Origin of the sequence: Nocardia cyriacigeorgica (assembly GCF_005863245.1) — a bacterium.
GTDB classification, from domain to species: Bacteria; Actinomycetota; Actinomycetes; order Mycobacteriales; family Mycobacteriaceae; genus Nocardia; species Nocardia cyriacigeorgica_C.
On sequence record NZ_VBUT01000005.1, the window covers coordinates 543,560 to 568,673 of the forward strand.

Annotated in this window: 28 protein-coding genes; 21 read left to right on the forward strand and 7 right to left on the reverse strand. The window is 67.3% G+C overall.

Translation table 11 applies throughout. The features are described from left to right. Nucleotides 1-84 precede the first annotated feature (84 nt). Nucleotides 85-702, forward strand: coding sequence for a methyltransferase family protein (locus FEK34_RS15680; protein ID WP_051133680.1), 618 nt, complete (start codon nucleotides 85-87; stop codon nucleotides 700-702). Nucleotides 703-945: 243 nt separating this feature from the next. Here the strand turns inward: FEK34_RS15680 and FEK34_RS15685 are convergent, their stop codons facing one another. Beyond that, nucleotides 946-2,097, reverse strand: a complete 1,152-nt coding sequence (locus FEK34_RS15685; protein WP_040793570.1) for a sensor histidine kinase — start codon at nucleotides 2,095-2,097, stop codon at nucleotides 946-948. Further along, entirely contained in the window at nucleotides 2,094-2,864 is a 771-nt protein-coding gene (locus tag FEK34_RS15690) for a response regulator (RefSeq protein ID WP_171048232.1), read from the reverse strand. The genes FEK34_RS15685 and FEK34_RS15690 overlap by 4 nt, the downstream gene beginning before the upstream one ends. A gap of 140 nt (nucleotides 2,865-3,004) precedes the next feature. Here FEK34_RS15690 and FEK34_RS15695 point away from each other — a divergent pair, with 140 nt between their 5' ends. The 13 genes from FEK34_RS15695 to FEK34_RS15755 all read left to right on the forward strand — a co-directional run bounded on the left by FEK34_RS15695 (nucleotide 3,005) and on the right by FEK34_RS15755 (nucleotide 14,260). Continuing rightward, entirely contained in the window at nucleotides 3,005-3,289 is a 285-nt protein-coding gene (locus tag FEK34_RS15695; RefSeq protein WP_040793600.1) for an SHOCT domain-containing protein, read from the forward strand. After that, nucleotides 3,282-4,796 carry a multicopper oxidase family protein gene (locus FEK34_RS15700; protein WP_040793571.1) on the forward strand — a complete coding sequence of 505 codons (1,515 nt, stop codon included), beginning with the start codon at nucleotides 3,282-3,284 and terminating at the stop codon, nucleotides 4,794-4,796. The genes FEK34_RS15695 and FEK34_RS15700 overlap by 8 nt, the downstream gene beginning before the upstream one ends. A gap of 75 nt (nucleotides 4,797-4,871) precedes the next feature. Continuing rightward, nucleotides 4,872-5,513 (forward strand): DUF305 domain-containing protein, encoded by a 642-nt coding sequence (locus FEK34_RS15705; protein ID WP_040793572.1) that lies wholly within the window; start codon nucleotides 4,872-4,874, stop codon nucleotides 5,511-5,513. Between the two features lie 112 nt (nucleotides 5,514-5,625). Beyond that, on the forward strand, nucleotides 5,626-7,743 hold the full coding sequence (locus tag FEK34_RS15710) for a copper-translocating P-type ATPase (protein ID WP_138448614.1): 2,118 nt from the start codon (nucleotides 5,626-5,628) through the stop codon (nucleotides 7,741-7,743). 33 nt (nucleotides 7,744-7,776) lie between these two features. Beyond that, on the forward strand, nucleotides 7,777-8,622 hold the full coding sequence (locus tag FEK34_RS15715) for a F510_1955 family glycosylhydrolase (protein ID WP_051133681.1): 846 nt from the start codon (nucleotides 7,777-7,779) through the stop codon (nucleotides 8,620-8,622). A 333-nt stretch (nucleotides 8,623-8,955) separates the two neighbouring features. Next, nucleotides 8,956-9,357 (forward strand): MerR family transcriptional regulator, encoded by a 402-nt coding sequence (locus FEK34_RS15720; RefSeq protein ID WP_040793573.1) that lies wholly within the window; start codon nucleotides 8,956-8,958, stop codon nucleotides 9,355-9,357. A 143-nt stretch (nucleotides 9,358-9,500) separates the two neighbouring features. Further along, nucleotides 9,501-10,391 (forward strand): alkylmercury lyase family protein, encoded by an 891-nt coding sequence (gene merB / locus FEK34_RS15725; RefSeq protein ID WP_249359216.1) that lies wholly within the window; start codon nucleotides 9,501-9,503, stop codon nucleotides 10,389-10,391. A gap of 130 nt (nucleotides 10,392-10,521) precedes the next feature. Beyond that, a complete protein-coding gene (locus tag FEK34_RS15730; protein WP_051133682.1) occupies nucleotides 10,522-10,899 on the forward strand; it encodes an ArsR/SmtB family transcription factor in 378 nt (125 codons plus the stop codon). After that, nucleotides 10,896-11,981: an ACR3 family arsenite efflux transporter gene (arsB, locus tag FEK34_RS15735; RefSeq protein WP_068043551.1), complete on the forward strand. Its 1,086-nt coding sequence runs from the start codon at nucleotides 10,896-10,898 to the stop codon at nucleotides 11,979-11,981. Before FEK34_RS15730 ends, arsB begins: the two co-directional genes overlap by 4 nt. Beyond that, a complete protein-coding gene (locus tag FEK34_RS15740) occupies nucleotides 11,978-12,394 on the forward strand; it encodes a low molecular weight phosphatase family protein (RefSeq protein WP_068043553.1) in 417 nt (138 codons plus the stop codon). Before arsB ends, FEK34_RS15740 begins: the two co-directional genes overlap by 4 nt. Nucleotides 12,395-12,425: 31 nt before the next feature. After that, on the forward strand, nucleotides 12,426-13,094 hold the full coding sequence (locus FEK34_RS15745) for an arsenate reductase ArsC (protein WP_040793577.1): 669 nt from the start codon (nucleotides 12,426-12,428) through the stop codon (nucleotides 13,092-13,094). Nucleotides 13,095-13,106: 12 nt separating this feature from the next. Next, complete coding sequence (locus FEK34_RS15750) at nucleotides 13,107-13,517, forward strand: arsenate reductase ArsC (protein WP_138448546.1); 411 nt, start codon at nucleotides 13,107-13,109, stop codon at nucleotides 13,515-13,517. Between the two features lie 197 nt (nucleotides 13,518-13,714). Further along, nucleotides 13,715-14,260 (forward strand): hypothetical protein, encoded by a 546-nt coding sequence (locus tag FEK34_RS15755; RefSeq protein WP_138448547.1) that lies wholly within the window; start codon nucleotides 13,715-13,717, stop codon nucleotides 14,258-14,260. Here FEK34_RS15755 and FEK34_RS15760 read toward each other — a convergent pair. From FEK34_RS15760 to FEK34_RS15775, 4 genes are read right to left on the reverse strand one after another with little or no spacing between them, the layout of a single operon-like run. Further along, complete coding sequence (locus FEK34_RS15760; RefSeq protein WP_245551288.1) at nucleotides 14,257-15,063, reverse strand: alpha/beta fold hydrolase; 807 nt, start codon at nucleotides 15,061-15,063, stop codon at nucleotides 14,257-14,259. The two genes, FEK34_RS15755 and FEK34_RS15760, sit on opposite strands and share 4 nt — an antisense overlap. Further along, entirely contained in the window at nucleotides 15,060-16,142 is a 1,083-nt protein-coding gene (locus tag FEK34_RS15765; RefSeq protein ID WP_040793580.1) for a flavin-containing monooxygenase, read from the reverse strand. The genes FEK34_RS15760 and FEK34_RS15765 overlap by 4 nt, the downstream gene beginning before the upstream one ends. Continuing rightward, on the reverse strand, nucleotides 16,139-17,368 hold the full coding sequence (locus FEK34_RS15770) for an MFS transporter (protein ID WP_083874789.1): 1,230 nt from the start codon (nucleotides 17,366-17,368) through the stop codon (nucleotides 16,139-16,141). Before FEK34_RS15770 ends, FEK34_RS15765 begins: the two co-directional genes overlap by 4 nt. A 15-nt stretch (nucleotides 17,369-17,383) precedes the next feature. Next, the gene (locus tag FEK34_RS15775) at nucleotides 17,384-17,902 is read right to left on the reverse strand and encodes an ArsI/CadI family heavy metal resistance metalloenzyme (RefSeq protein ID WP_040793606.1); all 519 of its coding nucleotides are present in this window, start codon (nucleotides 17,900-17,902) and stop codon (nucleotides 17,384-17,386) included. 96 nt (nucleotides 17,903-17,998) lie between these two features. Here FEK34_RS15775 and FEK34_RS15780 point away from each other — a divergent pair, with 96 nt between their 5' ends. From FEK34_RS15780 to FEK34_RS15810, 7 genes are all read left to right on the forward strand, one after another. Further along, nucleotides 17,999-18,358 carry an Rv2640c family ArsR-like transcriptional regulator gene (locus tag FEK34_RS15780; RefSeq protein WP_040793607.1) on the forward strand — a complete coding sequence of 120 codons (360 nt, stop codon included), beginning with the start codon at nucleotides 17,999-18,001 and terminating at the stop codon, nucleotides 18,356-18,358. A 650-nt stretch (nucleotides 18,359-19,008) separates the two neighbouring features. After that, a complete protein-coding gene (istA, locus tag FEK34_RS15785; protein WP_138448548.1) occupies nucleotides 19,009-20,520 on the forward strand; it encodes an IS21 family transposase in 1,512 nt (503 codons plus the stop codon). 14 nt (nucleotides 20,521-20,534) lie between these two features. Continuing rightward, nucleotides 20,535-21,311 carry an IS21-like element helper ATPase IstB gene (istB, locus tag FEK34_RS15790; RefSeq protein WP_283206604.1) on the forward strand — a complete coding sequence of 259 codons (777 nt, stop codon included), beginning with the start codon at nucleotides 20,535-20,537 and terminating at the stop codon, nucleotides 21,309-21,311. 159 nt (nucleotides 21,312-21,470) lie between these two features. Further along, entirely contained in the window at nucleotides 21,471-21,707 is a 237-nt protein-coding gene (locus FEK34_RS15795; protein WP_138448550.1) for a hypothetical protein, read from the forward strand. 17 nt (nucleotides 21,708-21,724) lie between these two features. Then, nucleotides 21,725-22,750 carry a tyrosine-type recombinase/integrase gene (locus FEK34_RS15800; RefSeq protein ID WP_014351068.1) on the forward strand — a complete coding sequence of 342 codons (1,026 nt, stop codon included), beginning with the start codon at nucleotides 21,725-21,727 and terminating at the stop codon, nucleotides 22,748-22,750. A 113-nt stretch (nucleotides 22,751-22,863) separates the two neighbouring features. Then, nucleotides 22,864-23,610: a helix-turn-helix domain-containing protein gene (locus tag FEK34_RS30010; protein ID WP_171048234.1), complete on the forward strand. Its 747-nt coding sequence runs from the start codon at nucleotides 22,864-22,866 to the stop codon at nucleotides 23,608-23,610. 91 nt (nucleotides 23,611-23,701) lie between these two features. Next, the gene (locus FEK34_RS15810; RefSeq protein WP_014351070.1) at nucleotides 23,702-24,367 is read left to right on the forward strand and encodes a hypothetical protein; all 666 of its coding nucleotides are present in this window, start codon (nucleotides 23,702-23,704) and stop codon (nucleotides 24,365-24,367) included. A gap of 135 nt (nucleotides 24,368-24,502) precedes the next feature. Here the strand turns inward: FEK34_RS15810 and FEK34_RS15815 are convergent, their stop codons facing one another. Next, nucleotides 24,503-24,979, reverse strand: coding sequence for a hypothetical protein (locus FEK34_RS15815; RefSeq protein WP_138448551.1), 477 nt, complete (start codon nucleotides 24,977-24,979; stop codon nucleotides 24,503-24,505). Nucleotides 24,980-25,114: the final 135 nt, after the last annotated feature.

Here is a 25,114-nt window from a genome sequence, read left to right on the forward strand (position 1 = left end):
ATCACATCGAGGGAAAGCGGTACCAATGAGGGACGGACGAGCAGTAACCCCGCAGACCGGCACGAACGGGCGGGGTGAACGGTGATGGCTATCGCCGCACTCGTCGTGTTCGCGATGTTCGCGCTGGTAGCCGGAGGTGCGCGGGTGCTGATCCAGCGCCGCCGCACTGGCGACACCGGTATCCGGCAGTTCCGCCCGGCACCGGGATCGGTGCAGTGGTGGGCGCACTGGGGATTCGTCACCGGTGGCCTGATCACCGGCCTGGCCGCACCGCTGGCCGACCTGGCCGGGCTGGCACCGATCCCGTTCGCCGACCAGCCCGCTGTCGCTGTCGCCGGTGTGGTCGTGGCGGTGGCGGGCGTGGCGGCGACGTTCGGCGCGCAACTGGCGATGGGCGCCTCCTGGCGTATCGGCGTCGAGGACACCGAACGCACCCGATTGGTCACCACCGGTGTGTTCGGCTGCGTGCGCAACCCGATTTTCACCACCATGCTCGTCACCTTCGCAGGACTGGCCCTGATGGTGCCCAACCCGGTGGCGGTCGCCGGGTGCGTGCTGCTCCTGGCCGGTGTGCAGGCACAGGTCCGCGCAGTCGAAGAGCCCTATCTGCAGCAGGTCCACGGCTCCGCCTACACCGACTACACCACCCGGGTGGGCCGATTCCTGCCCGGCATAGGACGCAGCCGACAGTTACAGCGCTGACCGGCCACCGTCTCTCCGACGAGCACGCCACGTCCGGAACCTGCCAGAACAACTGGCGCGCACCGGCAGCGACCGATACCCGATTGACCCGGGCCAACTCGGGGGCGACGCCGACCTCGATGCCTATCCGCGCGATTTCGGCGGATGTCCCGGCGACCGGCCAGGGGTGAGTCCGGCCGAGGCAATCTCTGCGGTGGCCGGACGGGAGCCGGGTCGACGTCCGCCGACAAGGGTCACTGGTGGTCAGCGGTCACTGGTGGGCAGTTCGATGGTGAATTGTGCTCCCTGCCCGAGACCGTCGCTGTGTGCCCGGATCCGGCCGTGGTGGGCTTCGACTAGGGCGCGGGTGATCGTCAGGCCTATGCCGCTGCCGCCGTGGCGGCGGTCGCGGGCGGTATCGGCCCGGTAGAAGCGATCGAAGAGGTGGTCGAGATGGTCGGGGGCGATACCTTCTCCGGTGTCGGTGACGGTGATTTCGACGTGCCGGTGCCCTACTCGCCGGGTGCTGAGGGTGACCTCGCCTCCCTGCGGGGTGTGGCGCAGGGCGTTGTCGAGCAGGTTGGCCAGTACCTGCCCAAGGCGATCGGGATCGACGGATACGGCGGCGGAGTCCTGGATATGGGCGTGGAGCGCGACGCCATTGTTGTCGTATCGTTCGCGTACGGCCTGGGCGGCGTGGGTGACCAGCATGGCGGTGGTCGTGGGCACGGGCCGGATCCGGGTGAGGTGTTCCTCGGCGCGCGAGACCGCGGTGATGTCTTCGACCAGGCGTTCGAGCCGGTGGATGGCTGAGCGCAGGACCTGTCGGGTGTCGTTGTCGAAGGTGCGGACACCGTCGTCGAGCGCTTCGAGGTAGGAGTCGAGAGTGGCGATGGGCGTGCGCATTTCGTGGCCGAGGTCGGCCAGCATTCTGCGGCGGGTGGTTTCGGTGGCGTCGAGTCGGCGGGCGAGTTCGTTGACGGTGACGGCGAGTTCGTCGAATTCGCGGCCGAGCCCGGGGCTGTGGACGCGGGTGTCGTAGTGGCCGCCCGCGATCCGGGCGGTGGATGTGGTCACGGCGACCAGCGATCGCTGGACGCGGCGGGTGATGTACCAGCTCACCGCCAAGGCCAGCAGTACCGCGACCGCGACCGCCAGCCCCCAGGCGAGCACGATCGCCTGAGTGAAGGCTTCCTCGACGTGAGCGGTCTGGCTCGAGTCGTGAATACCGGCCTGACCGAGATGATCGTGAAAGATACCGGGCGCCAACGCCGAAGCGACCAGCCAAGCGGTGACGGCGCATCCGATCACCACGAGAGTCAGGGCGACGAACAGGCGGGTGCCGAAACTCGAACCGGTCCCGGGTCGTTCGACCGCTGCTGGTGCGGCGTCGGGTTCGGGGAGCGGGGGGTTCATTCTCCGCTACCCATCCGGTAGCCGACGCCGCGGATGGTGCGTACGTAGCGGCCGCGGGCGGCGTCGTCGCCGAGTTTGCGGCGCAGATGGCCGATGTGTACGTCGACCAGGTGCTCGTCCCCGATCCAGCTCGGGCCCCACACCGCGCCGATCAGCTGGGCTCGGGTGAGCACGACACCGGGATCGCGCGCCAGGGCGGCCAGGACGTCGAACTCGGTTCGGGTGAGCGCCACCGGCACGCCGTCGACGGTGACCTCGCGTCCGTCGGCATCGATGGCCAGGTCGCCGAAGACGCGGGTTCGGGGTGCGTTGGTCGAGCCTGCCGACCGGGTGGTGGCGGTACGTGGGCGGCGCATCATGGCCTGGACGCGGGCCATCAACTCGCGGGGACTGAACGGTTTGGTGAGGTAGTCGTCGGCACCGACCGACAACCCGATCAGGGTGTCGACCTCCTCGGCACGAGCAGTGAGCATCACGACGTAGGCATCGGAGAAGGTGCGCAGTTGCCGGCACACCTCGACCCCGTCCAGACTCGGCAGCCCCAGGTCGAGGACCACAACGTCTGGATCGACCTCCCGGGCGAGCGAGACAGCATCGTGGCCGTCGCCGGTGATCGTGGCATCGAATCCGTCGCGTTCCAGATAGCTGCCGAGCAGACTCGCCAGCGCCGCTTCGTCCTCGACGACCATGGCGCGCAGGCCGGTGGGCGGGCGCTGCGCCGGGACGGAGTCGGGGGCCGGTGCGGGGGTGCGCGTAGCGGAGGCCATGGTGTTCATCTTCACCGGACCACAGCGGCGCCGACGCCGCGGTGCGGCTTCTTGAGCAAATCTTCATACGACCTCTACCGGAGTAGCGGGACAGCCGCACCAGGCTGGGCACCCGAACTCGAGGAAAAGAGGCGAGGATGATGACCGGCTGGGTGAGTCAGACCGGCTGGGCGGGATGGACCGTCATGGCCGTCTGCATGCTCGTGTTCTGGGCCGCGGTGATCTACCTGATGGCAGCACTGTTCCGCACCGACCGGGCCGGCGACTCGGCGCGCCCTACCGATTCCGATCCACTGCGGATGCTGGAGTCGCGTTTCGCTCGCGGGGACATCGACGCCGACGAGTTCGTCGCGCGCCGTCAGCTACTGGCGCAGACCTTCGAGACCGCCGACGGCGACGTCCGGAAGGGGCACGTTCGTGAGTGAGGTGAACCGCCGGTCCTTCCTGGTCGGGTCGGTGCTCGCCGGCGCCGGGGTTTTGGCGGCCTGCGCCGGGTCGGGTTCACTGGGAGGTTCGCCGGTCACGGCGTCGTCGCCGATTGTGCGACGTCTCGAGCAGCAGCGCCGTACTCCCGGCCAGCCGGTGGTGTCGGCACGGCTGACACCGCGCCCGGTGGACGTGGATCTGGGGGGTCGCATCGTCTCGACCTGGGGCTACGACCAGAACCTGCCCGGGCCGCTGATACGGGCGCGGGCCGGGGATCTGTTGCGGGTGCAGGTCCACAACCGCCTGGAGGTGCCGACCAGTGTGCACTGGCACGGCATCGCACTGAGCAATGACATGGACGGCGTGCCCGGGTTGACCCAGGACCCGATCGCGCCCGGCGCGGGGTTCACCTACGAGTTCACCGTGCCGGACGCGGGCACCTACTTCTACCATTCCCATTCCGGGCTTCAGCTCGACCGTGGCCTCTATGGCGCCCTGATCGTCGACGATCCGCACGAGCCCGGCGGTTACGACCACGACTGGGTCGTGGTACTCGACGATTGGCTCGACGGTACGGGCCGGACTCCCGACGATGTCGCCCGCCAACTCGGCATCGGCAGCAGCACCGCAGGCGACACGAGCCGCCCCGGGATGAGCGGGATGGACCACGGATCCATGGACGGCATGGATATGGGCGAGGAGACGATGCGCTCACCGGTGCTCGGCGGCGCCGGTGACGTCACCTATCCGCATTTCCTGGTCGCTGGCCGGGTCCCGCAGGATCCGATGGTGTGGACCGCCGCACCGCGGCAGCGGGCGCGGATCCGGTTCGTCAATGCCGGCGCGGACACCGCTTTCCGCGTCGCCCTCGGCGGTCACCGCATGACGGTCACCCACACCGACGGCTTCCCCGTCGTGCCCCGGGACACTGACGCCCTGCTGATCGGCATGGGTGAGCGGTTCGACGTGCTGGTCACCCTCGGCGACGGCGTGTTCCCGCTGTTCGCGCAGGCAGAAGGGAAAACCGGGCACGGGCAGGCCGTCGTGCGCACCGCCGCCGGCGCGCTGCCGCCGCAGTCCCGCCCCGGCGAACTCGATCGGGAGGTGCTGCTGGGCACAGACCTGTCACCACGGGAGCAGGTGCGCCTGCCGCCCAAGGACAACGACCGCTACCTCAGCGCCGATATGGGCGGAACCATGTCACCGTATCGGTGGACTCTCAACGGCCGGGCTCATCCCGATAGCGCACCGCTGGATGTGCGGGAGGGTCAACGGGTGCGGATGCGGCTGCGCAACATGTCGGACATGTTCCATCCGATGCACCTGCACGGGCACACGTTCGCCCTCGTCGACGGCGGGGTTCGCAAAGACACCGTCACGATCCGTCCGATGCGCACCGTCGAGATCGAATTCGACGCCGACAACCCCGGCCAATGGGCCATGCACTGCCACAACGCGTACCACCAAGAGGCCGGAATGATGACCACCGTTTCCTACCGAACCTAGACCCGGCACACGCGACGGGCCGAGCCCGACCGCTGGTTCACCTGTTCTGTGACTCTTCGAGGAAAGGATCTGCACATGAACAAAACCAAAAAGACCCTCGCTGTCGGCGCTACCGCGCTGGCGGTGACATTCACCGCGGCCGCCTGCGGCGACTCCGACACCGACACCACCACCGCCACAACCCCGAGCGCGGCGATATCGGCGACAACTCCTGCCGCCGAGGACACTGCGGCCCACAACGATGCCGATGTGATGTTCGCGCAAATGATGATCCCGCATCACACCCAGGCCATCGAGATGAGCGACATGATCCTGGCCAAACAGGGCATTCCCGAACCGGTGACCGCACTGGCAAACCAGATCAAGGCCGCCCAGGGCCCGGAAATCGACCAGCTCACTACCTGGCTCGGCCAGTGGGGCGAACCTACTCAGATGCCCAGCTCCAGCGCTATGCCAGGTCACGACATGCCCGAGACGGAAGGAATGGAAGGGATGATGAGCGAGGAGGACATGCAGGCCCTGTCCGATGCGCAAGGCACCGAGGCCGCCCGACTGTTCCTCAACCAGATGATCGCCCACCACGAAGGCGCCATCGACATGGCACAAACCGAGATCGAGGACGGCCAGTTCCCCGACGCGGTGCAGATGGCCCGCACCATTGTCGATACCCAGCAGCAAGAAATCGACACCATGCGCCAACTGCTGACCACCCTGTAGCCGCTCCGGCTCGATACCGCAGCGCCCCGACCAGGCAGGAGGCCTCTCGATGTCGCATCCCGAGCACCGGCACCCCAACCCGGACCCGGCGCCCACCGGGCACGACCACGGCATGTCCACACAAAGCCCACCACCGGATGCTCGGGACCGGCCCGCCGGCCAGGGCGAACACCTCGCCCACGTCGGTCATGACGCCCACCCCGACCACGGCGATAACGGTGGTCATGATCGGCATGCCGGGCACGGGGCACACGGGGAGATGTTCCGGCGCCGGTTCTGGATCAGCCTGATCCTGGCCTTGCCGGTAGTCGGATTCAGCCATATGGTCGCCGAGCTGCTGGGCTACCATCTGCCGGAATTCCCCGGTGCCTCGTGGATCCCGCCGGTCCTCGGCACGGTGATCTTTGTCTACGGTGGGACGCCGTTCCTCACCGGCGGCTGGAGCGAACTGCGTTCCCGCCGGCCCGGGATGATGCTGTTGATCGCCATGGCGATAACGGTCGCGTTCGTCGCGTCGTGGGTTACCACCCTCGGGCTGGGCGGGTTCGAGCTGGACTTCTGGTGGGAACTGGCCCTGCTCATCGTCATCATGCTGCTCGGGCACTGGCTGGAGATGCGGGCGCTGGGCTCGGCGTCCAGTGCGCTCGACGCCCTGGCCGCGATGCTGCCCGATACCGCGGAGAAAGTCACGGGCGACGGTGTCGCCGAGGTCCCGCTGGCAGAGTTGTCCCGCGATGATCTGGTGCTGGTGCGTGCCGGTGCCCGGGTACCGGCGGACGGCACGGTCACCGACGGCCGGGCCGAGGTCGACGAATCGATGATCACCGGTGAGTCCAAGACCGTCACCCGCGATATCGGTGACACCGTGGTCGCCGGCACCGTCGCTACCGACAGCGCCTTGCGGGTGCGGGTCACCGCGGTCGGCGAGGACACCGCGCTGGCCGGTATCCAGCGCATGGTCGCCGACGCCCAAGCGTCCTCCTCTCGCGCTCAGGCGCTGGCGGACAAAGCCGCCGCGTTCCTGTTCTATTTCGCTGCCGGCACCGGTGCACTGACTTTCGTGATCTGGGCGCTGCTCGGCAATCTCGACGAGGCGGTGGTGCGCACGGTGACCGTCCTCGTCATCGCCTGTCCCCACGCCCTGGGTCTGGCGATCCCGCTGGTCATCGCGATATCGACCGAACGCGCCGCAAAAGCCGGAGTACTCGTCAAAGATCGTCTCGCGCTCGAGCACATGCGCACCGTCGATGTGGTGCTGTTCGACAAAACCGGCACCTTGACCCAGGGTCGTCACCAGCTCACCGGGCTCACTGCCACCGCCGGTACGAGCGAAGAGCACTTGCTCGCGCTCGCCGCGGCCGTCGAAGCCGATAGCGAACACCCCCTCGCACGGGCCATCGTGGCCGCAGCCGAAACCCGGGTTCTGGTATCGGAACAACTCACCGCCACCGATTTCCGCTCACTGCCCGGACGCGGGGTGCGCGCCGATATCGACGGCGCCGAGGTCACCGTCGGTGGCCCGGCCATGCTCGCCGATTCAGGGTTGCCGGTACCGGATGACATCGCCACGGTCACCCGCGGCTGGGTACAACGCGGCGCCTCGGTGCTGCACATCGTCTACGGTGACCGCGTCCTCGGCGCCGTCGCACTCGAAGACGCCGTTCGCGACGAGTCCCGCCGCGCCGTCGACGCGCTACACGGCCGCGGCGTGCAGGTCGCGATGATCACCGGTGACGCCCGTCAGGTCGCCGACGCCGTCGCCGCCGACCTCGGAATCGACGAGGTGTTCGCCGAAGTACTGCCCGAAAACAAAGACGCGAAGGTCACCGAACTGCACAACCGCGGGCACAAGGTCGCGATGGTGGGCGACGGCGTCAACGATGCTCCCGCCCTGGCCCGCGCCGACGTCGGCGTGGCGATCGGCGCCGGCACCGATGTCGCCATCGAATCCGCCGGGGTCGTCCTCGCCGCCAACGACCCCCGCGCGGTGCTGTCGATCATCGAACTGTCCCACGCCAGTTACCGCAAAATGTGGCAGAACCTACTCTGGGCCACCGGCTACAACATCATCGCCGTCCCGCTGGCCGCGGGTGTGCTGGCGTTCGCGGGTATCGCGATCTCTCCCGCCGTCGCCGCGGTGCTCATGTCGGTGTCCACCATTGTCGTCGCGCTCAACGCCCAACTACTGCGCCGCCTCGACCTCGACCCGGCCCGCCTGGCCCATACCTGACCACCCACGAACCGAAGCGAGCTCCCTGTCCTGATGCCGAGATCGTCCCTGCGTCCCTGCGCGCGTATCCTTCTCCCCTTCGCCGCCCTGACCGTGCTCACCGGTTGCACCACCGGGCAACCGCTCACAACACCCACCCCGACGACGCCGATCCCGGCATTGTCCGCAACCGGTATCGCGTTGAGACCCGCGCTCGATCACCTGCACGGCCTGCACCTCTCCCCGGACGCAACCGTTCTGGCCGGCACCCACAGCGGCCTCGTCGCCCTCGGCGCGGACGGGCGCACAACCCCGGTCGGCGCCTCCGACGACGACTTCATGGGACTGACCGGCGTCCCGGGCACCGACCACCTGTTCGCGTCCGGGCACCCGGGCCCCTCGAGTTCAGCACCGAACCCCTTAGGACTGATCGAGAGCACCGACGGAGGCCACACCTGGACATCGAAATCCTTGACCGGCGAGGTCGACTTCCACGCCTTGGCCATCGACGGCCGGCTGCTGGTCGGATTCGACGGAGTCACCGGCCTACTCGCTTCCACCGACGCCGGCGCTACCTGGACTACGGGAGCCGCCGTCGGTGCGAATGCACTCGCCGTCACTGATACCGGGCTATGGGCCGCCACCGCCGACGGCCTGCAGCACAGCACCGACACAGGACGTACCCTCACGAACGTTCCCGGCGCGCCGCGTCTGGTATTGCTTTCGGCCGCAGACGACGGTTCTCTGTGGGGCGTAGATGTCGCGGGCGCGGCCTGGCGCAGCCGCACCGGCCGCACATGGGAACAGCGCTCGGTCGTAGGCCCTGTCAGCGCAGTGCTGGCCGCCGATTTCGACACCGCCTTCGCCGCGACAGAGCAGACTCTCTACCCATTGAAGTAGGGCCAGTTGGGTCGGATACCACGCCTTTTGAGGTAGGTAGGTAGGTAGGTAGGCGAAACAATGGTCGGCGCAGCGGCACCGTCGCGTGACGGCGTGATGAACACAGCACCCACCCACAGCTAACCGACGTAGAGACTCATGCCGATAGTCAGCGCGGCAAACGAGCTCATCATCGACACCAGGCCAGGCTGCCATCTGATTCGTAGGGTTCGGGTGGTCTCTGCCCGCGAATTCCGGCCGGTGCTCGGGAACTCGGAAAGCCGTGGGATCTGAATCGGCTCAACAGGACGATCCTTGACTCGGTACGTAGGTACAGGGTTGAGAATGAGGGGCATGCGAACTGGTGAGCTGGCCTCTCGGGCCGGTGTCAATGTCCAGACCCTGCGCTACTACGAACGGCGCGGCCTCCTGGCGCGGCCGGAACGGTCACCAGCGGGTTACCGCCGCTACCCCGAGGACGCCGTGGACGTGGTCAGGTTCGTCAAACGGGCCCAGGAGCTGGGCTTCACGCTCGATGAGATCGCCGACCTCCTACGGCTGGCCGACGGCGGTCCCGACGACTGCGACGCCGTCCGCGTACTCGCCGAATCAAGGGTCGCCGAGATCCGACGACGGATCGCCGACCTGCACAACATGCAGCGCGCACTGACCGAGCTCATCGCGACATGCGAGTTGCCCCGCGCTCACCGATCCTGCCCCATTCTCACTTCACTACAGGAAGGACCACGCTCATGAAGCTGGATATCCTCCAGGTCCCCGACTGTCCCAATGTGGCGGTACTCGAACAACGCCTCCATGAGGCCACCGCCGGTCGGCCGATCACGCCGGAGATCACCCACCACATCATCGATGACCCCGAGCAAGCCGCCTCGACCGGCATGACCGGCTCCCCCACCCTGCTGATCGACGGCCGCGACCCTTTCGCCACACCGGGCAATGCCCCCAGCTTGTCCTGCCGCCTTTACCCGCAGGAGGACGGAACGCTCGGCGGAGCCCCCTCGGTCACGGCGCTCCGCACTGCGTTGAGATCGACCTCGGCTGACGGTGAGCAACTCAGAAGCGACGCAGAAACCAGGTGCTGCACTCCGTCCACCGCGGACCCCGCCGCCGCACTGAGCACCTGGCGGGCGGCCGCACAACCGGCAGACCCGACGGAAACGGCCGTGCATCAGGCCATCCTGCGATTCTTCGCAACCAGCGGCTGCGCACCGACCGCCGCCCAATTAGCCGAAACCTTTTCTGGACACGCGGTGCCGATCGAGCAGATTCTGCAGCACCTCCACGACGCCGATGTCATCCGGACCGACACCGATGGGATCATCGTGGCCGCGTATCCGTTCTCGGGCACACCCACCCCTCATCGGGTACGAATCGCCGGCGGCCCGACTGTCTACGCGATGTGCGCCGTGGACGCACTCGGTATCAGCGCGATGCTCGGCACACAGGTCACGATCACCACCACTGACCCGGAGACCAACGACCCGATTACCATCACCGCCGGCAGCCAACTCGTCACCGCACAACCGGCCACCACGGTGGTGTTCGTCGGCGCACAAGCCGGCCTGGGCCCCTCTGCCGAAACCTGCTGCAGTCACCTCAACTTCTTCACCGAACGCCGCACCGCCCAGAAGTGGGCGGACGGTCACTCGGGCATCAACGGCGACATCGTCGAACTGCCTGACGCCCACCACCTCGGCAGCGTGATCTTCGGTGACCTCCTCGAGCCTCGAGCAGTCCGAGGTTGCCGCACACCCGCCACACCGATCTGAAGGCGGCAGTGGGCAGACACCGGCATTTTGCGATATCGCCGCGCAGCGGAACGCCAGACGGTCTCGACCACGGATGACGTTCACCCGGAGTTCACTTGCCTCCAGAATAGATAGTCGTCAATATCGACGTATGTCTAAATCGCAGTTGCCGGTGATATCGGTCGAGGCCTGCCACCCCGCCCCGCACGTACGCGAGCCACTGACGGCGCAGGCTGCGGTGGAGTTGGCAGCGGTGTTCAAGGCACTGTCGGACCCGGTGCGGCTGCGGTTGTTGAGCTCGATCGCGTCGCGGTCGGGGATGGAAGCTTGCGTATGTGATCTGTCCGAGGGCATCGAATTGAGCCAGCCGACGATCTCGCACCACTTGAAGGTACTGCGCTCTGCGGGACTGTTGACCAGCGAACGCCGCGCGTCCTGGGTGTACTACCGGGTTGTCCCGCAGGCTTTGGCGCGAGTCTCGGACGCGCTGCTGCTGGAAAGCGGCGAGGCTGCCGAGGTCACCGCATGAGCGCCACCGACACCACCACCGCGCCGGGTGTGGTCGGCAAGCTCTCCACATTGGACCGGTTCCTGCCCGTCTGGATCGGCGTGGCCATGGCCGCCGGTCTACTGCTCGGCCGTCTGATACCGGGCCTCGGCGACGGCCTGGCCGCGGTGGAAATCGACGGGATCTCGCTGCCGATCGCGATCGGGCTGCTGATCATGATGTACCCGGTGCTGGCCAAGGTCCGCTACGACCGCCTCGACACGGTCACCGGCGATCGCCGCCTCCTGATCGGGTCGCTGGTGCTGAACTGGGTACTCGGTCCGGCGTTGATGTTCGCGCTGGCCTGGCTGCTGCTGCCCGATCTTCCGGAGTACCGGACCGGACTGATCATCGTCGGGCTCGCGCGGTGTATCGCCATGGTGATCATCTGGAACGATCTGGCCTGCGGAGACCGCGAAGCCGCCGCCGTGCTGGTGGCGTTGAACTCGATCTTCCAGGTCATCATGTTCGCCGTGCTGGGCTGGTTCTACCTCTCGGTACTGCCCGGATGGCTGGGCCTGGAACAGACCACGATCGAGGCCTCGCCCTGGCAGATCGCGAAATCGGTACTGATCTTCCTCGGCATCCCGCTGCTGGCCGGATACCTCACCCGCAGGTTCGGCGAGCGTACCAAAGGCCGCGACTGGTACGAATCCACGCTGATTCCGCGAATCGGGCCCTGGGCTCTCTACGGCCTGCTGTTCACCATCGTGCTGCTGTTCGCGCTGCAAGGCGACCGCATCACCTCCCAGCCCCTCGACGTGGTCCGCATCGCGATCCCGCTGCTGGCGTATTTCGCGATCATGTGGGGCGGGGGTTACCTGCTCGGTGCCGTCATGGGCCTCGGATACGAGCGAACGACCACACTGGCGTTCACCGCGGCGGGCAACAACTTCGAACTCGCCATCGCGGTCGCGATCGCCACCTACGGCGCCACCTCCGGGCAAGCCCTCGCCGGGGTCGTGGGCCCGCTGATCGAGGTCCCCGTCCTGGTCGCCCTGGTGTATGTATCGCTGGCCCTGCGCAACCGATTCCGCGCTGAAGCCGAGGTGACGGTCCGGTGACTGTGTTGGTGCTGTTCGTCTGCGTGCGTAACAGCGGCAAATCGCAGATGGCGGCCGGGCTGATGCGCCAGGCCGCCGCCGGTGAGGTCGTCGCGCTGTCGGCGGGCACCGATCCGGGCGAAAAGCTCAACGCATTGTCGGTCGCAGCGCTCGCCGAGGTCGGGATCGATATCAGCGGCGGAGTCCCGAAACCGGTCGACGCCGGGCTGCTCGCTCGCGCTGATCTGGTGGTGATCCTCGGTCGCGAAGCCCAGCTCAACGTCCCGGACGGTGTGCGGGCGCTGTGGTGGGAGACCGATGAACCCTCGGAGCGCGGGATCGAGGGTATGGAGCGGATGCGGCTGGTCCGTGACGATATCGCCGCCCGCGTCCGGGCCCTCGTGGCCGAACTGAGCTCACCTGTCCAATCCTGAACCCTTCCTTCTCGAGTATCGGACAACGGATATGACCGAATCACCCCTTCCCGCTACCGCGTTGCGCGCGGATCTGTCCATTGACCAGCATGTGGCGTTGAAAACCGCGGCGACCCGGTTACAGCGGGAGTTCGACGGCACCTTCGGTGTGGAAACCATCGAACGGTTCCTGCACTCCTCCTACGAACAGTTCGCCGGCCGCGCCACCATCGTCAACTTCCTTCCCCTGCTGGCCGAACGGTTCGCCCGCCAACGCCTCCAGGCCCTGGCCAAGGTCGAAGGCCTCCACCACACCGGGACCCCGACCGTGCTGTTCCTGTGCACCCACAACGCCGGGCGTTCCCAGATGGCGCTCGGGTTGTTCACTCACCTCGCCGGCGAGCACGCCATCGCCTGGTCCGGGGGCAGCGAACCGGGAGACGAGATCAATCCGGCTGCGGTCGAGGCGATGGCCGAGATCGGGATCGACATCACCGGCGAGTACCCGAAGCCGTGGACCGAGGAGATCCTGAAAGCCGCCGACGTGATCGTCACCATGGGCTGCGGCGATGCCTGCCCGGTGTATCCCGGTCGCCGGTATGAGGATTGGGACCTGCCCGATCCGGCCGGTCTCGATGTCGCCGCGATCCGGCCGATCCGCGCCGAGATCGAAACCCGTGTGCGTGCCCTGCTCGCCGAACTCGACGTCCCCACCGCCTGAAAGGCTTTTGCTGTGACCGATAAGCCGAGTGTGTTGTTCGTCTGCGTCCACAATGCCGGGCGCTCCCAGATGGCCGCCGGATTCCTCACCCACCTCGCCGACGGGGCGATCGAGGTCCGCTCCGCCGGCAGCGCCCCCGCCGAACACCTCAACCCCGCGGCAGTGCAGGCGATGGCCGAGGTCGGGATCGATATCACCGCCCAGGCCCCGAAAATCCTCACCCCCGCCGCGGTGCAGTCCTCGGATGTGGTGATCACCATGGGCTGCGGCGACACCTGCCCGGTCTTCCCTGGAATCAGCTACCGAGACTGGGACCTGGAAGACCCCGCCGGCAAAGGCGTGGAAGCGGTCCGCCCGATCCGCGACGCGATCCGTGCACGGGTGGAGGCGCTCATCGCCGATCTACTGCCCGCCCACGCCTGAACCCCGCTCAGCCGACCACCGTCGAGGTAGCAGCGATGACCGGCGCCACGCCCGCACCGGGCCTCGGTGCTCGGGCATCCGCGCGATATCGCGCGGACCTGCTCGGCACTGGGGTGGTGATGGCGGCGCCTGTGACGGGCTGGTGGGCAGCGCATCTGGTCGGCCCCGGGCCAGCCCGGGCGGGGCTCACTGCGGCCGTGACGGTCACGTTCCTGGCCCTTGGCACCGGCTTGTTCCGGAGCCGGGAGCCGCGGTGGAACCCGCTACTGATTGTGGCCGATGCGCTACTCGAACGCCGAAAAAGCCTGTCCGGCCCTCTGCTCGCCGGCCACCTCCTCACCCAGGTAGCGGCAGCGACTGCCGTGGCCGGTGGGGTGGCCGCGGGGTGCTTCCTGGCCGGGATCACCCCTCCGGCGGTGCCCGCCCCGGGTGGTGTGCACGCATTGAGCGAGATGACCGCCGCCGCAGCGGCGGTCATCTCGTTCTTCGCCGCCACCTGCACACCGACGCTGAGAATGTCCACGGCCGGTGCCAGCGCACTGGCTGCCGCGGTGTTCCTGGTGACAGGGGCAGGGTTTCTCGGCAACCCCGCCGTGGTCGCCGGCGCGGTCGTGCTCGGACTGGATCCGGCGCTGGCGTTGGTGATCGTTGTCTGTCAGCTGGGTGGTTGCCTCATCGGCTACGGGGCCGCCACCGCCTGGTGGCCGGATATCGGCCGCCGCCTCGACACCCTCACCACCTAACCCGAGAGCAGGGCCTGGGCCAGGCCGCCAAGGGCGACGTGATGGCCTTGTCCCGACAGCGTTTTGCGGATCGGGTTCCGGAGTGCTGTGGTGAGCCGGTCGGCGGCGTCGAGGATGTAGTCGGCGCTGGTGGTGCCGGTGATCACCGTAGTCTGGGCGGTGATCGCGGCGTAGCGGCCCACGTCGGGATCCAGGCCGGCCAGCACCCGCAACGTCGCGGCCAGGGTCGGGGCCTGGGCGACCTTGTGCCACCACAACGGATCACTACGCAGCACGGCCAGCTCAGCAGCAGAGAACCCGCCGGATACCGCGGAGGCATCCAGGATCAGACGCTCGTAATCCCCGCCCTCGATCCCCGCATCCACTGCCGACAGATCAGGAATCGGGTACATGACCGGTAAGGGTGGTTCGTAGACGGCCAGCCGCGACACCCGATCCGATGCGCGCAGTGCGGTTTCCAGGGCCAGGACCGCACCGAAGGAGTAACCGAACACCACCTCGACCGGCCCGACCGCATCGATCACCGCGACGATATCGGCGACCTCGTGCGCGATATCCGGCGCCGACTGCGGGGTTCCGGAGGTGCCGTGACCGCGGCAGTTCATCGCCACCACCGTGTAGTGCTCGGCGAGATAGCCGGCCAGCGACAGCATGCTCACCGCGCTGCCCAAGCCACCGTGCACCACCAGCAGCACCGGCCCGGAACCCTGGACCAGGTAGGTGATCGGGGTGCCATCGGCGGACAGCACGCGCCCACCCCGGACCAGCACCTCCGAACCCGTGCCCAGCGGTGCGGTGGTCACTCGGCGTGCTCCCGCTGCGGTGCCGTCGCCGGCCGCAGCCGCCGCACCAGATAGGCCGCGTCCCGGCCCACCCCACGCAGCGAGTTCGACGACGGAGTGCGCTGCCACTCCAACCCGAGAAAACCCAGCCCCGGATGAGTGAGCGACAGGCCTCGGCGCTGTCGCGGCACCCCGGACTCGGTCACCGCCCCGACACCGGCGAGATAGGGCAGGTGCGGGCGGTAACCGGTGGCGAAGACGACCGCATCCACCGGCGTGCGAGTATCGTCCGGCCACACCACTCCCTCGGAGTTGAAGGCGGTGAACACTTCTCGTCGCTCCGGCTTCCCGGCGTCGAGCGCGGCCCGGTAACGGCCGGCGTCGAGCACCGGCTGCGTCGGCGCCTGTTTCACGATCCAGCCCAGCGGGGCGGCGTCGAATCCGGTGAGAGTGAACCAGAAATGCACATCCCGGCCCAGCGGACGCTGCGGCACGAACTTCACCGGCGCCCGGCTGGCCAGCACCACCTTCGCATGTCCGGCCAGTTCGGCGGCGATCTGCACCGCGGAGTTCCCCGCGCCCACCACAACCACCCGCTGGTCGGCGAACTCGCCCGGATGACGGTATTCGCTAGCGTGCAGGACCCGGCCTCCGAACTCGTCGCGGCCGGGCACGGCGGGCAGGAACGGGGAACCGAACGACCCGGTTGCCGCGATCACCCGCGGCGCGGTGAACACCGCACCCGATCCGGTGGTGACCGCGAAACCCTCACCGTCGCTGGAGGCGACGGAATCGACGACAGTGCTGGTGTGGATCTCGGCGTCCAGGGCTGCGGCGTAGGAGCGCAGGTAGTCGATCACTTCGTCGCGGTGCGGGTACCGGTCCGGACCCCCGGGGAACCGTCGCCCGGGTAGCGAGCTGTAGCGGGCAGGGGAGAACAGCGTCAAGCTGTCGTAGTACCGCGGCCACGACCCGGTCGCCTCCGGCGAGGCCTCCAGGACCGCGGTGCTCAGACCTGCGGCGGTGAGGTGGTGGGCGGCGGCGAGGCCGGATTGGCCGCCGCCGATGACCACCGCGTCATAGTCGTATTCGCTTGTCACAACATTTCTTTCTTCGAAACACGGATACCGGTAAGTGGCGCGATCATCGCGGCGAGGGCGGCGACGGCGCCGAGGATGAGGTAGGTGTGGGCGTAGCTGCCGGTCCACGCCGACAGCACGGTGCCCGCCCACGGGGCCAGCGCGGACACGACCACCACGGGCGCGGACAGTAGGCCGTTCAACCGGCCGTAGTGAGTGGCGCCCCACCGGTCGGTGATCGCGGTGGCCTGGATCAGCGTGAAGATCCCGCGCACCAACCCCGCACCGATCGCGACCGCGATCAACACGATCACCGCCGACACCACCCCGAGCAGGGCAGTCGAAGCGGCGAGAGCAGCCAGTACCACGACGGTGCGGGCGGTGACACCGGTGTGGCGGGCCAGCGGCAGATATCCGATCCGGCCCAAAACCTGTCCGGCGCCGCCGAGCCCGAGCGCGGTCGCAGCCAGACCGGGGCCGAAGCCCTGTTCCTGGAGCAGAGCGACGAGGTTGAAGATGCCGGCGAAGCTGGCGAACGCCGCCAGGCACATGGTCACGACCAGCGCGGCGAAGCGTGGGCTGCGCGCGATCTGCGAGTGGTCGGCATGCGCAGCCACGGTCGGGACTGGTGGATCCGGCCACAGCGCCCGCAGTCCGAACCAATGCGCCGGGATCGTTAGTACTGCCAGAGCCGCGGCGAGGACGAGATAGGTGGCACGCCACTCGATGCTGGTGTCCAGAGCGGCGGTGAGCGGCGCGAACACCGTGGACGCCAAACCACCGGCCAGAGTGAGGATCATCAGCGCGGTCACGCGCTCGGCACCCCACCAGCGGGTCAGCGCCGCGAACGCCGGCGGATACAACACCGCCCCCATCGCCACCCCGGCCGCCAGCCAGCCAAGATAGAACACGGCAAGGTTCGGCGCAGACGCGATCGCGACCAAGGCGGCTACCCCGAGAACCGATCCAGCGGTCATCACCCGCCGCGGACCGGTCCGATCGATCAACGCGCCCACCGGAATCCCGGTGAGCGCGGTCGCGAGCTGGCCGAGCGAGAACGCCGCGGTGATCACCGGCGCCGACCACCCCGTCTCGGCGGTGATCGAGGTCGACAACACCGGAAACGCGTAGTACAGGATCCCCCAGCTCGATATCTGGGTCAGGCACAGCACCGCCAACACCCGGCGACGCCCCGCCCGCGACAACCCGTCCTCCGCCGCCGCGGGCGCGGTCTCCACATCGGTCACGCCGAAACCCGGGCTCTACCGAGCGGCAGCGGCCGGGGCGCAGCACGCCACGCCCGACTCGACCTCCGCCTCAGAGGTGGAAACGTCGCCGCGGCCGTCGGTGCCACAGCACGCCTGCACCGCCTCGCCGTCGTCCTTCCCCGCGAACCGAGGTTCGGTGCCGAAGTGCTCGGTATCGGCCAGCACGGTGTAGACCTCCCACCGCTCGGCATTCGGGCCGGTCACCCACACCTTGTCCTGGGTGGCGAAGCAACACGTGGTCGCGATCTGCTCCTCGGTGAACAGACCGGCTTCCGACAGGCGCGCGATCTCGGCGTGCACCTTCTCCGAGGACTCCACCTCGACCCCGAGATGGTTCACACTGCCACCCTGACCGGGATTCTCGATGAGGACCAGCTTCAGCGGCGGCTCGGTGACCGCGAAGTTCGCATAGCCGGGCTTGCGTTTGGCCGGCTGGACTCCGAACAGGGTCGAGTAGAACTCGACGGCCTGCTCCAGATCGTCGACGTTGAGTGCGAGCTGAACACGTGACATGATGACCACCACCTGTGTGACATATATCGAAGAGTTGACAGCGCCCAGTGTGCCACCTTTTCGACATAAGTCGATATTGTCGGTAGGATGGATTTCATGCCCAAAGCGCTGCCCGTCATCGACATGACGACCCCCTTGTGCTGCCCTCCTGTGGCCGCGGGCCCGATCGACGACGAGGCCGCCCTACACGTGGCCCTGCGGTTGAAAGCTCTCGCCGATCCGGTGCGCGTCAAACTGATGTCGCTACTACTGGCCAGCCCCGAGAACGGACGCAATGGCGGCGAACTCGCCGACGCGGTAGGGCTGGCTGAATCCACGGTCAGCCATCACCTTTCCCAACTCCGCAAAGCGGGGCTCGTGAACTCCGAACGCCAAGGCATGAACGTCGTCCACCGCGTCCACCGCGACGCTCTGGCCGCGCTCTGTGTGGTCCTCGACCCCGACTGCTGCCGGTGACCACCGGCTTAACTTCAAACATCTCGCCTGCAACGCCATCACCCGATACCCACTCAGGCGTCTTCCGCACGACCACGGGCGCGCCCTACGAGTAAACCCTGCGTATACCCATGTCGCTTGATCCCCTCGACGCCATCAACCTATCGTTCGATGCGATCGAACACACGAAACCAGCAAAGTTGCTGGTTAGAGGGGTTCAAGTCCCCCCTCGCGCACAGATCGCCGTCAGATCTGACACATCGGCGTGCAGCGTGTGCGAGGACCCTCGCACACAAGGAGCCTCGCCTGTGGTTTCACCTTCTGACCTGCACCCATTGCTGGCACAAGTGCCAGATTCCGCCACATCTGCCGCGCCGGCGATGCGTGAGCGTCCAACGATGATCGCGCCTGTCGTTCCTCCGCAGTCACCTCTGCAGGAGCTTATCCACGGTCCCCGACTCGACCCGCCCGCACTTCCCAGCGCTGACAAGGACATCCTGTACGGGATGAGCACCGTCGGCGGTGCGGGACGCCTGGTTGTCAGCGGCCATGACATCCTCCCCATGGGCGGCCATTTAAGGCCCCGCTGGTGGCCTCCGGATTCCCCGTGGATGGCCAGTTATCTCCCCAGGTGATTTGTCCTGGTTGCCGCGCGGGCAGGCTCGTGCGGCGTGAAGAGCAGTAGGGAGATCATGGAGATCTTGGAGGCGTTCGACCTCACGGGTTCTTATCGTGCGGCGGCGGCGCTGGCCGGCTGCGACCATCACACGGTTGCCCGGTATGTCGCGTTGCGGGCGGCTGGTGAGTCGCCGGTGGCGCGGCAGCATCGGGCCCGGCCCATTGATGAGTATGTGCCGAAGATCGAGGAGCTGGTGGTGCGTTCCGACGGCCGGATCCGGGCCGATGTGGTGCATCGCCGGATCACGGCGATGGGGTTCACCGGCGGAGAGCGGACCACCCGCAGGGTGGTCGCCGAAGTCAAGCAGCGGCTGCGGGAAGGGCAGCGGCGGGTGTTCCGGCCGTGGATCACCGAGCCGGGATTGTGGTTGCAGTGGGACTGGGGTGCCGGGCCGGTGATCGATGGCCGCCGGACACATTTGTGGTGCGCCTGGTTGGCGTGGTCACGGTTCCGGGTGGTGATCCCGGTGATGGACAAGACGTTGCCGACGGTGGTGTCGTGCCTGGATACGACGCTGCGCCGGATCGGTGGGGTCCCGACCTATGCGTTGACCGACAACGAGAAGACGGTCTCGGTCGAACATGTTGCCGGGATCGCGGTCCGGCATCCCGAAATCATCGATGTCGCCAAGCATTACGGGATGACGATCCGGACGTGTGTTCCGGCGGACCCGCAGACCAAGGGCGGGTCGGAGGCGACGGTGCGGATCGCGAAAGCCGATCTGGTGCCCACGGCGACGAACCTGCTGGGCGAATACCGCACCTTCGGTGCGCTCGAGAGCGCCTGCCGGGACTTCTGCGACGAGGTCAACGGCCGGGAACATCGTGAGACCCGCCGCCACCCGGTCGAGGCTTTGGCCGAGGAACGCACCCGGCTGCATCCGTTGCCGAAGACCCCGTTCACGGTGTCGTTCGGCACGACACGGCGGGTGAATTGGGATTCGACGGTTTCGGTTGAGGGAGTGCGGTATTCGGTGCCGCACCACCTGGTCGATGCCAGGGTCTGGGTTCGGTTCCACGGTGACGAACTGATCGTCACCACCGTGACCGATTCCGGCCCGGCCGAAGTCGCCCGTCACCAGCGGTCGACACCCGGGAATCCCTCGATCAACCCCTCCCACTATCCACCCCGGCCCGAACACCACACCGACCGGCGGCCACGGCCGGGCAACGCCGAGGAAGCAGCGTTCCTGCTGCTCGGTGACGGCGCAGCGGCCTGGTTGACCGAAGCCGCCGCAGCCGGGACCCGCCGGATCCGGGCGAAGATGGCCGAGGCGGTCACCCTCGCGAAACTGCACCCGCCCGAAGAGGTCGACCGGGCACTCGGGATCGCCGCGATCGCAGGGCGTTTCGCCGAGAACGACCTGATCCGGATCCTGACCCACAACCTCGGCCGCGACCCCGCCGAGCCGACCCGAGCGACTGAGGACCACAGCCTGCAACCGGGCACTTCGGCCTGGTCGAACTTCGGCATGCCCACCCCCAAACCTGAAAGCGACCACTGACATTGTCTGCTCCATTGCGTGTTGCCGGCCCGACCGGCGACCCCCTCGCCGAAGCCATCGCGCTGACCAAACGCTTGAAACTGCCCTACCTGCGCCGCGCGTTGACCGATCTGGTCCCGACCGCGAAAGCCCAGCGCTGGGACCCCGCCGAAGTTGTCCGGGTCCTTCTCGCCGAGGAAGCCGCCGGCCGCGACGCCACGAACCTGCGGACCCGACGCAAACGCGCCGGGTTCCCCGCCGGGAAAACTTTCGGCGACTGGGACGAGAGCGCGTCCTCGATCCCGCGGCCGACCCAGGACGCGCTGAAAACCCTGGAATGGGTTCGCAACACCGAAAACCTCTGCATCTGCGGCCCGTCGGGCACCGGGAAGAGCCACTTCTGCGAAGCGCTCGGCCAGGCCGCGGTCGAGGCCGGGCTCACCGTCGCATGGTTCACCATCGAAGACCTCGGGGCGCTGATGCGCCGCCACCGCGTCGATGACTCCGTCTCCCGGGCGATCACCCGCCTGATCCGCACCGACCTCATCATCATCGACGACATCGGACTGCTACCCGTCTCACCCGACGCGGCCGAAGGGTTCTACCGGCTCGTCGACGCCGCCTACGAGCGCCGCGCGCTGGCCGTCTCATCGAACCTGCACCCCTCCGGCTTCGACGAGATCATGCCGAAAACCCTCGCCACCGCCACAGTCGACCGGCTCCTGCACCACGCCCACGTCGTCGTCACCGACGGCGACAGCTACCGACTCACCCAAGCCACCAACGGCGAGGGGGTGAAGCCACTGCGCTGACCCCGGTGGGGAAATAACTGGCCACCGTTGGGGAAAAACAACTGGCCACCAGCGGGGACAATTACCGGCCGCCCACGGGGAGAACCTACTGGCCATTGACACCTGGTCGAGACATTCGTCATGACCGGGCTCGGATGGACACCCGGCACACGGCTGGCTATGACAGCCGATGCCGAAGGCCGCCTCCTGGTCGTCGAAGCCCCCAATGGTGCTGTGACGGTGACGGCCGATGGTTACTTTCGGGTGCCCTACCGCCAGCGGCGCAGGCTGCGTCTGTTCCTCGGGGATCGGGTGTTACTCATGGGCCACCGAGCCCGCAAGCGGCTGCTCGTTCATACCCCGGCATCGATCGAGACCGGTTTGGCAGACAGCGCCCGGCTCGTGGCACGGCGGTGACCGTGGCGTCTGAACCCATGTCCGCGTCGCCGACCGCCGAGACCGTGGCCGCGGCGAAGCTCCTACTCGCTCAGATGGGAATTTCACCAGCCGATCTTGTGACCGCCGGCCCGCAGGTGCCGACCTTCGCCGAGGCGATCCCGGCGGTCCGAGCCGGCCTTTCACCCGGCACCCTGCGCACCTACAACGTCCATTTCAACCGGCTGCTCGATACATGGGGACACCGCCGACTCGACGAGCCGACGAAGACCGAGCTGGACGAGATGGCGGCCACCATTCAAGCCGGTGCCCGGATCAACCGAGCGTCCCGCGGCGGCGCGAGCGCGGTCGAGCACTTCGTCGGCACCGTGCGCTGCCTGTATCGGTACGCCGAAGACCATGGATGGATCCGCCCGGGCGACAATCCCGCCCGTGAGCTGACCAGACCGACACGCAGGCCCTCACACCGTTATGCGATCCCGTCGGGCCGGCTCGCCGAGATATGTCATGTCGCAGCGGTGACCGGCGACGACGGGGAGCTCGATTCGCTGATCCTTCGCCTGCACATCGAGACCGCGTGCCGCCGGGGCGGGGCGCTGGCATTGCGGCCGCACGATCTCGATCCGGACCAGTGCCTCGTTTTCCTGAGGGAGAAGGAGGGCAGCAATCGCTGGCAACCGGTATCGCCGACGCTGATGCAGCACCTGCTCGAGCATGCTCGAACCCGGCGCAGCCCACAGTCGGGGCAGCTGCTGCGCTATCGCAACGGCAAGCCCATCACTGCTCGCCGCTACGACTACATCTGGCGCCGAGTCGGCGACGAGCTGCCGTGGGCAGCCGCCCAGGGCATGAGCATGCACTGGTTACGGCACACGACACTCACCTGGGTCGAGCGCACTTTCAGCTATGCGGTCGCACGCGAATATGCCGGCCACCGCGGCAAGGGCGGCGGCACGACAACCACCTACGTCAAATCCCACCTCCAGGAGGTGGCGGCCGCGCTGTCGGTCCTGACAGGCGAGCCCCATCCGCTCGCCGATGCCAGCGTGTCTTTCACACCCTGATCAATCGCAGGAGAACCCCGATGCACAGCTCTGCCTCCAGTCCACCGAACCGTGCGGACGCGACGGATGCGGCTCCCGCGGGTGCCCCGCGCGCGCACGCATTCTTCTGGGCAGTGCTCGTTGCCGCCGCTGTCAGTATCATCGGCAACGCCACGCAAGCGATCCTGCACGGCAGCGCTGTTCCCGTTGTCGCCGCCGCCGTCGCCGTCATACCCCCGTTAGCGTTGCTCGCCGCTGTGCACGGGGTTTCGGTTCTGGTCCGCGCCGACACCGGAGCCCGCGCAACCCACATCGTCGCAACTGCGATGACCGCTATGATCGCCGCGGGCGCGTTCTGGCTGTCGTTCACCGCGTTGAGGTCGTTGGCGGTAACGGCCGGCGTACCCGGCAAGGAGGCGTGGCTGTGGCCGCTGATCATCGAAGGTTCGATGGCACAGTCCACGGTCGCGCTCCTCGCACTCGCCCATTCCGCCCACCCCGGACCGACCGCCCGCTCCCAGCCGGAATCCGACGACGTTCCGGACAGTGCGCACGCGAGCGTGCCCAATGCCCCGGCCGCCACGGCGGATGAGCCGATGCTCGAACACGTGCGCACGCCGCTCGATTCGCCTGCTCCGGCCCTGGCGGACTTCGCAGCGCTGGCAGAGCTGTTGTGCGCACGCGATCCTGCCAAGCGCCGCGACCCGCGTGTGGTCGCGCACGCGTTGAAACGCCACCACAACGATGGCTGGACTCCCACCCAGATCGCCAACGAACTGAACAAGAGCCGCTCAACTATCAGCCGCATCCTCTCCGACGCCGCCGCCGCACGTGCAGTGCACGACTTACAGGACCGTTCGCAGACCGCTAGGGCGTTGTGACCGGCGACAGCGACCTGGCGCATCAAAACGGCTGCGGCATCAACCGGCTCGACATACCCGGCCACCGTGTTGGATTATCGAAGGAGTCTTCGTGACAGCATCAAAATCCGCACACACCGCAGCTGTCCATGTCGCCCAGGGGGTTCCGATCGACGTCGACTTGAGCTGTCCGCACTGTCACCAAATCGACTTGGTGCAAAGTGTTCCCGCTGTATATGCCGACGGCGTTTCTTCGAGTTCCGGCACCGGCACCTACTCCGGTGTCGGCGTGGCCTCCACGGGCCTGATCCCTGTTATCGGCACTGCCTCGATCGACCGGACCCACGTGACCATGCTGGCACGCAGCCTGGCACCCGAGCCTGCGCTGGAGTCGGCCACCCGCCTCACGATCGTCGGCCTACTGCTACTGATCCCCGCAGTCAGTATGGCCATCCCGATGGCGATCCTTACTGCGATGGGAGACCCCGCCATGTCCTTGGCAACATGGGTGGTTGGGCTCCTGTTCTTCATCGGTCCGGCCGCGGCCCCGGGCGTGGTCACGCTTGGCGTCGCCCGCGGCCGGGCCCGCTCCAACAAACGGATTGTCCGAGGCCGGTCGAAGGCGCAGGCGGTCTGGCAGGCAGGGGTCTACTGCCACCGATGCGGAATCGTCTTCTGGCCCTCGTCCCCAGCCGACGACATACCGCCGCGTCAGCCATTCACACCAGAGAATTTCCGCTCGCTGGTCTGGAGAGCTGGCGGATACCGCAAAACCTGACTTCGCCTTTCGCCACAGCTCATGCCGCCGATACAACGGTGTTCGAGGCTGGGGCATCCGGTTCAGCCTTCCCGCCAATCACTCGCCAACGTCCTCAGGTCAGCACCTCCTACTCCTCGTTTCCAACGTCGTTTGTCAAGCCGTTGGCTGCTGTTCCGGTGCGTCGGTTCGGCCGATGGTTCGGTCGTCCGATTGCCCACTTCCAGCAGCGAGGCCCTCGTGGGCCGCGCGAGCCCTTGCCAATAGCTGGCGTACCTCTCTTGGAGTGATTTCCAGTAGCTCGCTGATTTCGATCTCAGCCAACCCTGTTTCACGCATGCGGGCAGTTGCGCCTGCTTGCCGAACGTGGTGTTCGGCTTTCTCCCGTTCGGCTTGTTCTTCGATTGATCGAATCGCCTGTTTCAGCGCTGCTACTTCGCGGGCGATTTTTGCTTCGCATTCGGCGATTGCGTGCCATTCGGCGATGTAGTCCTTGATCGCAGCGCGTATTACACGTTCGCGCTCCCTGGCTTCGTCTTTGCGGCGGCGTTCGCGTTCACGCGAGCGTTCTAGCCGCTGGATGAGCTCCGGCGAACGGTTTCTGCGCGATGGACGCGGCGAGCCAGACGCCATACCAGGCCTCCTCGACAGTGGCCTGCCTACCTGACCTCCCACGACAAGCCTACTCTCCTGCCGGCCATTTCGCTCCCGGGCGGACATCACGGCTACGCCCCCACTCCTGTAACCCAACGCCGGATCGCAACTGCG

Coding starts and splice junctions, on each gene's coding strand:
- FEK34_RS15690 (WP_171048232.1), bottom strand. CDS start 2,864: ATGGCCTCCGCTACGCGCACCCCCGCACCGGCCCCCGACTCCGTCCCG.
- FEK34_RS15695 (WP_040793600.1), top strand. CDS start 3,005: ATGACCGGCTGGGTGAGTCAGACCGGCTGGGCGGGATGGACCGTCATG.
- FEK34_RS15720 (WP_040793573.1), top strand. CDS start 8,956: ATGCGAACTGGTGAGCTGGCCTCTCGGGCCGGTGTCAATGTCCAGACC.
- FEK34_RS15680 (WP_051133680.1), top strand. CDS start 85: ATGGCTATCGCCGCACTCGTCGTGTTCGCGATGTTCGCGCTGGTAGCC.
- FEK34_RS15710 (WP_138448614.1), top strand. CDS start 5,626: ATGTCCACACAAAGCCCACCACCGGATGCTCGGGACCGGCCCGCCGGC.
- FEK34_RS15705 (WP_040793572.1), top strand. CDS start 4,872: ATGAACAAAACCAAAAAGACCCTCGCTGTCGGCGCTACCGCGCTGGCG.
- FEK34_RS15745 (WP_040793577.1), top strand. CDS start 12,426: ATGACCGAATCACCCCTTCCCGCTACCGCGTTGCGCGCGGATCTGTCC.
- arsB (WP_068043551.1), top strand. CDS start 10,896: ATGAGCGCCACCGACACCACCACCGCGCCGGGTGTGGTCGGCAAGCTC.
- FEK34_RS15730 (WP_051133682.1), top strand. CDS start 10,522: ATGTCTAAATCGCAGTTGCCGGTGATATCGGTCGAGGCCTGCCACCCC.
- FEK34_RS15715 (WP_051133681.1), top strand. CDS start 7,777: ATGCCGAGATCGTCCCTGCGTCCCTGCGCGCGTATCCTTCTCCCCTTC.
- FEK34_RS15815 (WP_138448551.1), bottom strand. CDS start 24,979: ATGGCGTCTGGCTCGCCGCGTCCATCGCGCAGAAACCGTTCGCCGGAG.
- FEK34_RS15685 (WP_040793570.1), bottom strand. CDS start 2,097: ATGAACCCCCCGCTCCCCGAACCCGACGCCGCACCAGCAGCGGTCGAA.
- FEK34_RS15780 (WP_040793607.1), top strand. CDS start 17,999: ATGCCCAAAGCGCTGCCCGTCATCGACATGACGACCCCCTTGTGCTGC.
- FEK34_RS15800 (WP_014351068.1), top strand. CDS start 21,725: ATGTCCGCGTCGCCGACCGCCGAGACCGTGGCCGCGGCGAAGCTCCTA.
- FEK34_RS15775 (WP_040793606.1), bottom strand. CDS start 17,902: ATGTCACGTGTTCAGCTCGCACTCAACGTCGACGATCTGGAGCAGGCC.
- merB (WP_249359216.1), top strand. CDS start 9,501: ATGACCGGCTCCCCCACCCTGCTGATCGACGGCCGCGACCCTTTCGCC.
- FEK34_RS15795 (WP_138448550.1), top strand. CDS start 21,471: ATGACAGCCGATGCCGAAGGCCGCCTCCTGGTCGTCGAAGCCCCCAAT.